The organism is Achromobacter pulmonis, assembly GCF_021733725.1.
GTDB classification, from domain to species: Bacteria; Pseudomonadota; Gammaproteobacteria; order Burkholderiales; family Burkholderiaceae_B; genus Achromobacter; species Achromobacter pulmonis.
Genome location: NZ_JAIFOT010000001.1, coordinates 248,003 through 260,912 on the forward strand (window position 1 = coordinate 248,003; position 12,910 = coordinate 260,912).

The following is a 12,910-nucleotide window of genomic DNA, read 5'->3' on the forward strand; positions in this document are numbered from 1 at the left end:
TGTCAGGCCACGGCGGCCATGTCGTCGCTGCCCGGGGACGACTGCGCGTCGGCCTCGGCCTGGCGCGCCTGCGCCTGGTACAGGCGATAGTATGCGCCCTCGCGCGCCATCAGCGCCTCGTGGGGCCCCTGCTCCACGATCTGGCCACGATCCAGCACCACCAGCCGGTCGGCCTTGCGCAAGGTGCTCAGGCGATGGGCGATGGCGATGGTGGTGCGGCCGCGCACCAGGTTGTCCAGCGCCTTCTGGATCTCCTTCTCGGTGGTGGTGTCCACCGACGAGGTCGCCTCGTCCAGGATCAGGATGCGCGGGTCGATCAGCAGCGCGCGTGCGATCGAGATGCGCTGGCGTTCGCCGCCGGACAACGCCTGGCCGCGCTCGCCGACCAGCGAGTCGTAACCATGCGGCAGCCGCAGAATGAACTCATGGGCATGGGCGGCGCGGGCCGCGGCGACGATCTCGTCACGCGTGGCATCCGGTTTGCCGTAGGCAATGTTCTCGGCGATGGTGCCGAAGAACAGGAACGGCTCCTGCAGCACCAGGCCGATGTTGCGGCGGTAGTCGGCCACCCGCAACGAGCGGATGTCGGCGCCGTCCACCAGGATCGCGCCTTCCGACACGTCATAGAAGCGACAGATCAGGTTGATCAGCGTGCTCTTGCCCGAACCGCTGTGGCCCACCAGGCCGATCATTTCGCCGGGCGCGATACTCAGGTCCAGCCCGCGGATGACCTGGCGATTGCCGTAGCGGAAACCAACATCGCGCAACTCGATGCGGCCATTGATCTGCGGCAGCCTGGCCGGGTTCTGCGGTTCCGGCACGCTCGACACATGATCCAGGATATCGAAGATGCGCTTGGCGCCAGCGGCCGCCTTCTGCGTCACCGACACGATGCGGCTCATCGAATCCAGGCGCGTGTAGAAGCGCCCGATATACGCCAGGAACGCCGCCAGCACGCCCACCGTGATCTGCTTCTGCGACACCTGCCAAATGCCGAAGATCCACACCACCAGCAGGCCCACCTCGGTCAGCAGCGTGACGGTGGGCGAGAACAGCGACCAGGTGGTGTTGACGCGGTCGTTCACTTCCAGATTGCGGTTGTTGGCCTCGCGAAAACGCGCCACTTCGCGCTTTTCCTGGGCGAAGGCCTTGACCACGCGGATGCCGGGAATGGTGTCGGCGAGCACGTTGGTGATCTCCGACCAGATGCGATCGACCTTCTCGAAGCCATGGCGCAGGCGATCGCGCACCGCGTGGATCATCCAGATGATGAACGGCAGCGGCACCAGCGTGACCAGCGCCAGCCAGGGATTGATCGACACCAGGATCACCGCGGTCATGGCGATCATCAGGATGTCGTTGGCGAAGTCCAGCAGGTGCAGCGACAGGAACACGCAGATACGGTCGGTCTCGCTGCCGATGCGGGAGATCAGGTCGCCCGTCCGCTTGCCGCCGAAATACTCCAGCGACAGCTGTTGCAGGTGTTCATAGGTCGTGGTGCGCAGGTCCGCGCCGATGCGTTCGCTGACCCAGGCCAGGATATAGGTGCGGGCCCAGCCCAACCCCCATGCCAGGAACGCCGAGGCGAGCAGCCCGCCCAGGTACAGCCGGACCTTGTCGTAATCGATGGGAGCGCCGTTCTGGAACGGGATCAGCACATCGTCCATCAGCGGCATGGTCAGGTAAGGCGGCACCAGGGTCGCCGCGGTGCCCAGCAGGGTCAGCAGGAAGCCGGCCAACAGCGGGCCGCGATACGGCCGCGCAAAGCGCCACAGGCGCAGCAGCGCCCAGGTTGAAGACGGCGCCGCCTGCTCCTGATTGCAAGTCGGACACTCCTCCTGCCCGGCCGGGATGGTGTTGTTGCAGATGGCGCATGGGCGCTCGCCCGGGACCGCGGCCGGCCGGCCCGACAGGCGGATGGCCTGCTGCGCCTCGAACTGCCCCAGCAGCCGCAGCGCGGCCGGGTTGCAAGCCAGGGTGAATCGCCAGATGCCCAGGCGGGCGGCGTCATCGTGCAATTCCAGCACGGCGGCGCCGGCATGGTCGGATAGATTAAGGGACAGTTGGGGACCGTAGCACCAGCTTTCCCAAGCGGTATCGGCCGGATTGCGCGCGATCAGGCGGCGGTCCGTCACGGCGACCAGGCCCGGGCGGAACTTCAGGCGCTGATCCAGGTCTATTTCGAGCCAGGCGAGCAGGGTTTCACCCTGCGCCAGTTCCGCGCGGAATTCATCCCGCCAACGGGCAGGAAAGGCTTCGGCCAGGCCGGAAAGCAGGTGTGGTTTTTTCATTGGAACGCATACCGGGCCAGGACTCTGCCCTACAAGGCGGCGACGGCTTTCCGGCACCAGGCTGGAAACGTGTCCCTTCCTTACAACACAACGAGTTCACGCCTTTGAAGGCGTCGTATAGTATCAGCCGATTTTTCTAATTAGGAATATCTGGGATCCCCCACTCGTTGGCATTATTCTTAAGGCGCAACCCCAATAAATCCGCGGTCTTGCACAGGGGCGTCCGCGCGTGCCAACCTGCTTCTCAAGTAAATTAAAACATGAAAAAGAAAGACATTGAATTTCTCGATGTCGTGGCTTTGCGCGGCCCGAACATTTGGACGTACCGTCCGGTACTTGAGGCATGGGTGGACATCGGCGAACTGGAGGACTCCCCCTCCAACACGATTCCCGGCTTCTACGAGCGCCTGACTGCCTGGCTGCCGACCTTGATCGAGCACCGCTGCAGCCCGGGCGTGCGGGGCGGCTTCCTGGCCCGCGTCAAAGAAGGCACCTGGCCCGGCCACATTCTCGAGCATGTCACCCTTGAGTTGCAGAATCTGGCCGGCCTGCGTGGCGGCTTCGGCAAGGCCCGCGAAACCTCCACCCGCGGCGTCTACAAGGTCGTGGTGCGCGCCTGGCAGGAACAAGTCACGCGCGCGGCGCTGAACGAAGGCCGCGATCTGGTCATGGCCGCCATCGAAGACCGCCCGTTCGACGTCGAGGCCACGGTGGCGCGCCTGCGCCGGCTGGTCGACCAGCACTGCCTGGGGCCCAGCACCGCGTGCATCGTCGATGCCGCCGATGACCGCGACATTCCCTACATCCGCCTGTTCGAAGGCAACCTGGTGCAGTTCGGCTACGGCGCGCGCCAGCGCCGCATCTGGACGGCCGAGACGGACCGCACCAGCGCCATCGCCGAAGGCATTTCGCGCGACAAGGACCTGACCAAGGAACTGCTCTCGACCTGTGGCGTGCCGGTGCCGGAAGGCCGCCTGGTCGACAGCGAGGACGACGCCTGGTCGGCCGCCGAGGACATCGGCCTGCCAGTGGTGGTCAAGCCGTACGACGGCAACCACGGCCGCGGCGTGTTCACCAACCTGACCACCCGCGACGAAGTGATCTCCGCCTACCGCGTCGCCGTGGACGAAGGCAGCGGCGTCATCGTCGAACGCTTCGTGCTGGGCAACGAACACCGCCTGCTGGTGGTCGGCAACCGCATGGTGGCCGCCGCCGCCGGCGAGCCGGCCTGGGTCACGGGTGACGGCAAATCCACCATCACCGAGCTGATCGACAACCAGCTCAACACCGACCCGCGCCGCGGCCGCACCGAAAACCATCCGCTCAACCCGGTGCGGCTGGACTCGGCCGCGCGCCTCGAAATCGCCCGGCAGGGCCTGTCCGAAAACAGCGTGCCGGCCGATGGCCAGCGCGTGCTGGTGCAGCGCAGCGGCAACGTCGCCTTCGACGTCACCGACCGCGTGCATCCCAGCGTCGCCGCCACCGTGACCCTGGCCGCCCGCGTGGTCGGCCTGGACATCGCCGGCGTGGATCTGGTGGCCGAGGACATTTCGCGCCCGCTGGACGAACAGCGCGGCGCCATTGTCGAAGTCAACGCCGGTCCTGGCCTGCTGATGCACCTGAAGCCGGCCGACGGCACGCCGCGCCCGGTCGGCCGCGCCATCGTCGACCATCTATTTCCCGAAGGCGATGCCGGCCGCATCCCCATCGTCGGCGTCACCGGCACCAACGGCAAAACCGTGGTGGCGCGCCTGGTCGCGCGCCTGCTGCACTTGTCGGGCAAGCGCACCGGCCTGGCCTGCAGCGAAGGCCTGTACCTCGACCGCCGCCTGGTGCAGAAAGGCGACCACGCCGACTTCGCCTCGGGCACGCGCGTGCTGATGAACCGCAACGTTGACGCCGCCGTCATCGAGAACGACAGCGGCGTGATCCTGGGCCAGGGCCTGGCCTATGATCGCTGCCAGGTGGGCGTGGTCACCAACATCGACGATGCCGATCACCTCGGCGATTTCGACATCAACGAAACGGAACGCATGTTCAATGTGTTCCGCACCCAGGTCGACGTGGTGCTGCCCACCGGCGCCGCCGTGCTCAACGCGCGCGACCCGCGCGTGGTGGAGATGGCCGAGCTGTGCGACGGCGCCGTGATCTTCTTCGGCATCGACCCGGCCCTGCCCGCCATCGCCGCCCACTTGCAACAGGACGGCCGCGCCGTGTTCGTGCGCGACGGCGCCATCGTGCTGGCGCAAGGCGCGCACGAGGAGCGCCTGGCCGACGTCGCCGCCATTCCGCTCACGCATGGCGGCCGCGTCGCCTTCCAGGTCGAGAACGTGCTGGCCGCCGTCGGCGCCGCCTGGGCGCTCGGCATTCCGGTCGAACTGATCCGCGCCGGCATCGAGACCTTCGACATCGACCAGGCCGACGCGCCCTGGCAGTTCACGCTGTTCGAGCGCAACGGCAGCACCGTGGTGGTGGACGACGTCCACAACGCCTCCGCGCTGCGCCCGCTCATCACCGCCATCGACCAATTCCCCGCGACCACCCGCGCCGCCGTGTACTCGGCCGGCGCCGACCGCCGCGACGTGGACCTGATCGAACAGGGCAAACTGCTGGGCGATGCCTTCGACCGCGTGGTGCTGTACGACGACAGCACCGTCACCAGCAAGCGCCCGGCCGGGCAGGCGCGCGCGCTGCTGCGCCAGGGCCTTGAACAAGGCAGCCGCGTCAAGCAGATCCTGGACGAGCCGGATCACGGCAAGGCCATCGAAAGCCAGCTTTCTGGCATCGCCGCCGGCGACTTCGTGCTGCTGCAATCCGACGAAGCCTTCTCTGGCCCGACCATCGATCTCGTCCGCCGCTGGATCCAGCAACACTGACATCATTGCGCGCGCCGCGTTCCTTGTCGCGGCGCGCCTAAGCTAGACAGGAATACCTGCCATGGAAGTTTCCCGTATCCGAGCGCTGCGCGGCCCCAATCTGTGGAGCAAGAACACGGCGATCGAAGCCATCGTGTCGTGCGCCGATGCCGAATGCTCGATCGACAACTTGCCCGACTTCGAAGCGCGCCTGCGCGCGCGCCTGCCGCAGACCGGCCTGCTGCGTCCCGAGGGCCACCAGGGCGCGGTCTCGATCGCGCACGTACTGCAGATCGTCGCGTTGACGCTGCAGGCCCACGCAGGCTGCCCCGTCACCTTCGGCCGCGCCTCCTCCACCATTGAGCCGGGCGTATTCCAGGTGGTGGTGGAATACAGCGAGGAAGAAGTCGGCCGTCTCGCCATGGACCTGGCGCAGCAGCTGGTTCAGGCGGCGCTGGACGACGCGCCGTTCGACCTGGCCGACGCACTGAAGCGCCTGCGCGAACTGGACGAGGATGTGCGCCTGGGCCCCAGCACCGGCGCCATCGTCAATGCCGCCACCGCCCGCAACATCCCCTTCCGCCGCTTGACGCAGGGCAGCATGGTGCAGTTCGGCTGGGGCAGCAAGCAGCGCCGCATCCAGGCCGCCGAAACCGACCTGACCAGCGCCATCTCCGAATCGATCGCGCAGGACAAAGACCTGACCAAGATGCTGCTGCACGCGGCCGGCGTGCCTGTGCCGTTGGGCCGTTCCGTCACCAGCGCCGAAGATGCCTGGGCCGCCGCCCAGGAGCTGGGCGGCCCGGTGGTGGTCAAACCGCGCGACGGCAGCCAGGGCCGCGGCGTGGCGGTCAATATCGAGACGCGCGAGCGCGTGATCCAGGCCTTCGAAGTGGCCGAGGAGATCAGCGCCGAAGTCATCGTCGAACGCTACATTCCCGGCCACGACTTCCGCCTGCTGGTGGTGGGCGGCGCACTGGTGGCCGCCTCGCGCCGCGATCCGCCGCAGGTCACCGGCGACGGCGTGCACACCATCCGCCAACTGGTCGACCAGGTCAACGCCGACCCGCTGCGCGGCGACGGCCACGCCACCTCGCTGACCAAGATCCGTTTCGACGAGATCGCGCTGGCCACGCTGAAAAAGCAGGGCTTCGATGCCGATTCGGTGCCAGCGCCGGGAACCCTGATTTTCCTGCGCAACAACGCCAACCTCAGCACCGGCGGCTCGGCCACCGACGTCACCGATGAAGTGCATCCCGAGATGGCGGCGCGCGCGGTCTCGGCCGCCCGCATGATCGGCCTGGACATCTGCGGCGTCGACGTGGTGGCCGAAAGCGTGCACCACCCGCTCGAAGAGCAGAACGGCGGCGTGGTCGAAGTCAACGCTGCGCCGGGCCTGCGCATGCACCTGAACCCGTCGTTCGGCAAGGGTCGCGCCGTGGGCGAAGCCATCATCGCCAACATGTTCGCCGATGGCGAGGATGGCCGCATCCCGGTGGTGGCGGTGGCCGGCACCAACGGCAAGACCACCACGGTGCGGTTGACCGCGCACATCCTGGGCGTGGCCGGCAACCGTGTCGGCATGACCAACTCCGACGGCGTCTACGTCGACAATCTGCGCATCGACACTGGCGACTGCAGCGGCCCGCGCAGCGCCCGCAGCGTGCTGATGCATCCGGACGTCGACGCCGCTGTGTTCGAGACCGCGCGCGGCGGCATCCTGCGCGAAGGCCTGGCCTTCGACCGCTGCAACGTCGCCATCGTCACCAACATCGGCATGGGCGACCACCTCGGGCTGGGCTACATCAGCACCGTCGAGGATCTGGCCGTGGTCAAGCGCGTCATCGTGCAGCACGTGCACCCGAACGGCACCGCCGTGCTCAACGCCGCCGATCCCATCGTGGCGGAAATGGCCCACAGCTGCCCCGGTTCGATCACCTATTTCGCCGAGGATCGTAACCACCCGGTCATGGCCACGCACCGCGCCCAGGGCCTGCGCGTGGTCTACCGCGACGGCGATGCCATCGTCGCGGCCCAGGGCGCCGAGGAAACCCGCTTCCCGCTGGCCGAGATCCCGCTCACGCGCAATGGCGCCATCGTGTTCCAGGTCGAGAACGCCATGGCCTCGATCGGTGCGGGCTGGGCGCTGGGTCTGGACTGGAGCGTCATCCGCCGCGGCCTGGCCACGTTCGTCAACGACGCGCAGACCGCGCCCGGCCGCTTCAATGTGTTCGACTATCGCGGCGCCACCGTGATCGCCGACTACGGCCACAATCCGGATGCCATCCTGGCGCTGGTGCGCGCGGTCGACGCCATGCCCGCCAAGCGTCGCTCGGTGGTCATCAGCGGCGCTGGCGACCGTCGCGACGAAGACATCCGCATGCAGACCGAGATCCTCGGCGAGGCCTTCGACGACGTGCTGCTATACCAGGATCAATGCCAGCGTGGTCGCGCCGACGGTGAGGTACTAGCCCTGTTGCAGCAAGGCCTGGTCAACGCCAGCCGCACTCGCCACATCGAGGAGATCCACGGCGAGTTCTTGGCCATCGACACGGCGTTGGCGCGCCTGAGCGCCGGCGACCTGTGCCTGATCCTGGTAGACCAGGTGGAAGAAGCGCTGGCGCACATCGCCCAACGCATCCGCGAAGCCTGATCCCGGTCGCGGGACCGACAGGTCAGGCGCCGCCGCCTGGTACCGGTCCGTCACGTGGGTGCAACCGAGCGCAGCCATCGCGGCCAGCGCCAGCAGGATCGTGCCAAGGAATCGTTGCGTCATGCATGTCCTCTCTGTGTGAAGGGGTCCCGGCCACGCGGGCAGCAAACTCGTGTGCGGAACCTGCCCCGACTATACCGGCGCGCCGGCCACCCGGCCAGCCGCGGATGGCCCGCCTGCTCGCCGCTATTGCCGTCTCGCCCGAGGTGCGGGTCGGGTAGGCCTCCGTCAGGTAGGCCTCCGTTACCTGCCCCGCTCAAAACGGCTCAATACGTTGCTCAGATGTAACTCCCGCTCTTGGTACGCCTGCGCTACCCCTCGTCGAAGGACGCGCGATTTGCCCCGTCCCCGGCAGTTACATTTACCCACAGCGTCCTTTGACAGGGCGCGCGGCCGGCCTGTACCTTGAACTCAAGCTGATCAGTGCCCAACTCAACCGCGAATGCAGACGCTCATAGGCCATGAGCCGCCGCATCCGCCACAACGAAGAGAGGTCACCATGAATAACGACATCATTGCTGGCAAGTGGAAGCAACTGACCGGTAAGGCCAAGGCGGCCTGGGGTGAGCTCACCGACGACGAGTTGACCCGCACGGAAGGCAACGCCGAGCGTCTCGCCGGCCTGATCCAGGAACGCTATGGCAAGACCAAGGAACAGGCGGAAAAGGAAGTACGCGATTTCTTTGATCGCAACCCCTGATCCCCACGCTACCAGGAGAAGCTGACATGTTGCACTACGCCGTCGTTTTCTTCGTCATTGCGATCATCGCGGCTGTCCTGGGCTTTGGCGGCATCGCCGCCGGAGCCGCGGGTATCGCCAAGATCCTGTTCTTCGTCTTCCTGGTCCTGGCGCTGCTGTCCATTCTGGGCGGCGCATTCCGCAAGAAATAGAAGAACATCGCACCCCGAGAATTTTCGCTCAGCCATTGCATCTCGAACGCGCTGAACCACATTACAAGGAGCACAACTATGGAAATCCGCAAGCTGATCGCCGCCGCCGCACTGGGTACGGGCGCTGTCTTCACTTCCATGGCCTTTGCCGCCAATGACGGCAAGCCCAAGCAATCCGTGGGCGAATACGCGTCCGACGCGACCGTGACCACCAAGGTCAAGGCCGCCTTCGTCGCCGACAAGCAACTGAGCGCGCTGGACATCGCCGTCGAAACCACCGATGGCGTGACCAAGCTGACCGGTAGCGTCGGCACTGCCGCCGAAGCCGATCACGCCGCCACCGTGGCGCGCGGCGTCGAAGGCGTGAAGCAGGTCATGAACGACATCAAGGTCGACCCCGCCAAGAACAAGAAGTAACGCCCCGGCCCTGAATGGCCGTGCCATGAAAAACGGCGCCTGTGCTCATGCACAGGCGCCGTTCTTCGTTTGGGGGGCGGAACAACGGCAGCGCAGTGCGCACACCGCGCTGCCTTGCCCCCGGCGGCAAGGCGGTCCGGCCAAGCCAGACCGGCGCACAGCCTCAAACGTCTACCGTACCGCGGCCGATCTCCAACGCACGGCCGCCCACCTGGATGCGGCCATCGGCCAGCACGTCCAGCAGCAATCGGCACGGACGGCCCATCTGGTCGCCCTGCTCCACCCGGAAACTGGCGGGCAATGCATGTTGCCGATGCCGCAGCCAACCGCCCAGGTTGGCGCAGGCCGAGCCGGTGCCAGCATCTTCCTGTACCCCGCCGCCGGGCTTGGCATAGAAGTAACGCGTCACCACGACATCGCGCCCATCCTGTTGCCGGCTCGGGTCGAAAGCGAACAGGTAGCAGACCTTGCGCCCCAGACTGTTGGCCTGCCAGCGATCCAGCTGCGCAGCATCCGGCTTGGCCCGCCGCAACGCGTCGACGTTTTTCAGCGGCACCAGCAGCTGCTCCGCGCCCGTATCCACCCAGACAGGGTCGTCCGCCAGGTCGTCCACGCCCAAGCCGACCAGCCCGGCGATATCGGCGGCCGGCAACGTCGGCGCCGCCGTGCGCACGCCGTTCGGGCAAGGCGCGGTGAAGGTCCAGGCGTCCCCCTGCGCGGTGACCGGCACCACGCCAGCCTTGAACTCCAGCGTCAAGGCATCGCCAGACTTGAGCAGGTCACGCACCACCTGCGAGGTGCCGATAGTGGGATGGCCGGCGAACCCCATTTCGAAGCCGGGCGTGAAGATGCGCACCCGCGCATCGGCCACGTCGGATGGCAGGATGAAAGTGGTTTCGGAAAGATTGAACTGCGCCGCCAACTCGCGCATGGTGGTGTCGTCCATGCCACGCGCGTCTTCGAACACGCAGAGGGGATTGCCGGTGAAGGTGCTGGACGCGAAGACGTTGAGGAGGCGGAATGCGTAGGAGGCCATGAGGGATCCAACCGGGGAGCCGCCACCGGCGGCGAAGCCCCAAACTGTAGCGCAAGACGCCTACCAGATGGCGAAGAACAGCACCCAGGACCAACAGAACGGCGCAAGACCTGCCGCCAACACCAGCCACGCCGCGATCTTGCGGACCAGACCGACCGGACGCTGGTTCAAGAGGCGCGCGAACAACCGCAGCGTCCACAGCACCGCCAGCGTCAGCAGGGTGAAGCGTACCGGCGCCGCCCACGCGGCGCGCACGCCTTCGTGCTTGAGCAGATTGACGGTGGTGGCCGACAGCCCCAGGAACACACCGATGCCGGCCGACGGAATCAGCCCCTGGGCCAGCTTGTGCAGGCCCGGACGGAACCAGCCGGCGGCATCCTCGGCGGCGGGCGCCAGCCGGTCGGCGATCCATAGCGACAGGAAGGCGGCGCCGCCCACGCACACCGTGGCCCCCACCACGAACATCAGGATGCCAGCGCCATCGAGCCACGAGAAACTGTCGTTCACTTCCGGATAATGCGTCAGGATGAACCACGGCGCGTTGTCCAGCAGCGGCCACATGATGTCGTGCTCGACCAGCCAGGTCGCGGCCCATTGCTTGGCCGTCACATACCACGGGCTGGCGCTCCACAGGAAGGCGCCCATGGCGATGCCCATCAGGCCGAAGCACAGCAGCACGGTCTGCCAGGGCTCGCCATCGGTGACGTTGACGACCTCTTCCTCGGGCGAGCGCGGCGTCAGCGCGATGGCGCCGCGATAGCCGCTGCAGCGGCCGCACACGTGACAGTCGCCGGCGCCCTTCATGTGTCGCAAGGGCACCAGCGGCGCACAGTTGATGGGTTCGATGCGGATCACCGGATGACGCCACTTTTCTTCATCGACCTTGAAGTGCCACGGCGCCAGCTTGGCCAGCAGGTTGAACACGCCGTTGACCGGGCACAGGTACTTGCACCAGACCCGCTTGCTGCGGCCGTAGCGCCAGCCCACGATCATGGCCGCCACGGTCGAACCGCCCAGCACCGCCAACACCGCCAAGGGATATTGGTACACGCTGACGAGCTGACCATAGACGGTGGTCAGCGCAAAGGCCACGAACGGCCACCCGCCCCAGCGCATCCATTTGGGAATGGCATGCCCCTGGCCGCGTTCGCTGGCCCATTCGGTCAGCATGCCTTCCGGACAGAACCAGCCGCACCATGCCCGTCCCAGGATGGGCATGGAGACCAGCACGAACGGCCACCAGACGCCCCAGAAAGCGAACTGCGCCACGATGGTCAGATTGTTGAACACCGAGGCTGAGTTGTCCGGTAGCGGCATGATGGCCGGCACGATCAGGAGGAAAGCGTATATCGCAACAATGCCCCACTGCAGCTTGCGCAACAGAGGGGCATGGTCTCGGAGAAAATCGGCGATACGGGAGGTTGCCCTCCCGAGTGCAGCTGCCATGGTCAAACCTTCATTAATTCAGTCCGATAAAAGCGTCGGTATTCATGACGACGCCACATCAGGATGCGGCACGCGCCGCCACCGCAGCGGGTTTCACTCCCACCCGGCGCAGCAGCAGCCACACCACGACCCAGTACGCGCCCCACAGCAACACCGAGATCAGGGCCGGCAGCGCACGGTAGCCGGCGAAATCCGCCAGGATCTTGCCCAGGCCGGTGCTGTCGCTCAGCAGCCAGGAGCTGTCCCAGACCGGGTCGACAAGCGTCGGCAGCACGTCCAGCGAGATCAGGTGATCCAGCCCGCCCACCAGCAGCGATCCCGCCAGCAGCAGCAGCAGGATTTCGGTAACGCGGAAAAAACGGCGCCACGTGATCAGCTTGCCGCCCAGTTGCAACAGCCAGAAAGTCAGCAGCGCCACCGCGAAACCGGCCACGCCAGCCAGGGCCAGCTTCAGCATGTCGCTGCCGCCGTCACCCGCCGCCACCGTGCCATACAGGAACACCACGGTTTCGCTGCCCTCGCGCGCCACGGCAATGGCCACCAGCACCAGCAGCCCCCACCAGTTGTCGCTGGCGACCGAGGAGCGCGCGCCGCTCTCGAGTTCGCCCTTGAGGGTGCGGCCATGTTTTTTCATCCACACGACCATCTGCACCACCAATGCGCACGCCGCCAGCGACATGATGGCCTGGAACCATTCCTGGCCTTCGTCGCTGAGCCATGACGACACGCCCAGCAGCACCAGCGCCAGCGCCACGGCCAGCGCCAGGCCGGCGGCCACGCCGCCCCACAGATATTTCAGGCCGCGTTTGCCTTCCGGCGTCGAGCGCAGCCAGGTGTACAGAATGCCCACCACCAGCAGCGCTTCGACGCTTTCGCGCCAGACGATGAAAAGAACCTGTTCCATGTAATGCGGCCTGCCTATTCCTTGGGCTTGACGATCAGGGTGCCTTTCACCGCCTGGTGAAAGTCATCGAAGAAGGGATATTCACCCGGGCGCGAGATGGTGATGACGACGAACGACTTCACGCCGGGGCCCAGTACCTTCTCCTTGCGCAACGGAATGCTCTCGAATTCCACGGGCTCGTTGCTCTCGTTGATCAGTTCGATCTTGAAGCGGCCGGCGGGCACTTCCAGCGTGGCCGGCTCGAACGTCCCGTCGGGCTTGAAGCGCAACGTGAAGGTCGGCAGTTCGTCGGCCAGCGCCGGCGCCACGCCGGCCAGGCCGATCAACAACGCCACGACGACGCGAAGCAGGATCCGC

Annotated in this window: 10 protein-coding genes; 5 read left to right on the plus strand and 5 right to left on the minus strand. The window is 66.4% G+C overall.

Going from position 1 to position 12,910, the window contains the following annotated elements:
- Nucleotides 1–2 precede the first annotated feature (2 nt).
- Entirely contained in the window at nt 3–2,291 is a 2,289-nt protein-coding gene (locus K2W61_RS01200; protein WP_175134918.1) for a cyanophycin metabolism-associated ABC transporter, read from the minus strand.
- 260 nt (nt 2,292–2,551) lie between these two features.
- Between K2W61_RS01200 and cphA (K2W61_RS01205) the strand changes: the two genes are divergently transcribed.
- The 5 genes from cphA (K2W61_RS01205) to K2W61_RS01225 all read left to right on the plus strand — a co-directional run bounded on the left by cphA (K2W61_RS01205) (nt 2,552) and on the right by K2W61_RS01225 (nt 9,167).
- Nucleotides 2,552–5,167 carry a cyanophycin synthetase gene (cphA, locus tag K2W61_RS01205; protein WP_236754965.1) on the plus strand — a complete coding sequence of 872 codons (2,616 nt, stop codon included), beginning with the start codon at nt 2,552–2,554 and terminating at the stop codon, nt 5,165–5,167.
- A 61-nt stretch (nt 5,168–5,228) separates the two neighbouring features.
- On the plus strand, nt 5,229–7,799 hold the full coding sequence (gene cphA, locus K2W61_RS01210) for a cyanophycin synthetase (protein WP_236754966.1): 2,571 nt from the start codon (nt 5,229–5,231) through the stop codon (nt 7,797–7,799).
- Between the two features lie 559 nt (nt 7,800–8,358).
- Nucleotides 8,359–8,559, plus strand: coding sequence for a CsbD family protein (locus K2W61_RS01215; RefSeq protein WP_006389412.1), 201 nt, complete (start codon nt 8,359–8,361; stop codon nt 8,557–8,559).
- A 26-nt stretch (nt 8,560–8,585) separates the two neighbouring features.
- A complete protein-coding gene (locus tag K2W61_RS01220; protein WP_006389411.1) occupies nt 8,586–8,750 on the plus strand; it encodes a DUF1328 domain-containing protein in 165 nt (54 codons plus the stop codon).
- Between the two features lie 78 nt (nt 8,751–8,828).
- Nucleotides 8,829–9,167: a BON domain-containing protein gene (locus K2W61_RS01225; protein WP_175134914.1), complete on the plus strand. Its 339-nt coding sequence runs from the start codon at nt 8,829–8,831 to the stop codon at nt 9,165–9,167.
- A gap of 163 nt (nt 9,168–9,330) precedes the next feature.
- Here the strand turns inward: K2W61_RS01225 and K2W61_RS01230 are convergent, their stop codons facing one another.
- The 4 genes from K2W61_RS01230 to K2W61_RS01245 are packed head-to-tail and all read right to left on the minus strand — an operon-like array spanning nt 9,331 to nt 12,906.
- Complete coding sequence (locus tag K2W61_RS01230) at nt 9,331–10,203, minus strand: PhzF family phenazine biosynthesis protein (RefSeq protein ID WP_175140731.1); 873 nt, start codon at nt 10,201–10,203, stop codon at nt 9,331–9,333.
- A gap of 60 nt (nt 10,204–10,263) precedes the next feature.
- The gene (locus K2W61_RS01235; protein WP_175140730.1) at nt 10,264–11,649 is read right to left on the minus strand and encodes a 4Fe-4S binding protein; all 1,386 of its coding nucleotides are present in this window, start codon (nt 11,647–11,649) and stop codon (nt 10,264–10,266) included.
- 58 nt (nt 11,650–11,707) lie between these two features.
- A complete protein-coding gene (locus tag K2W61_RS01240) occupies nt 11,708–12,553 on the minus strand; it encodes an FTR1 family iron permease (RefSeq protein WP_175140729.1) in 846 nt (281 codons plus the stop codon).
- 14 nt (nt 12,554–12,567) lie between these two features.
- Nucleotides 12,568–12,906, minus strand: coding sequence for a cupredoxin domain-containing protein (locus tag K2W61_RS01245; protein WP_419761627.1), 339 nt, complete (start codon nt 12,904–12,906; stop codon nt 12,568–12,570).
- Nucleotides 12,907–12,910: the final 4 nt, after the last annotated feature.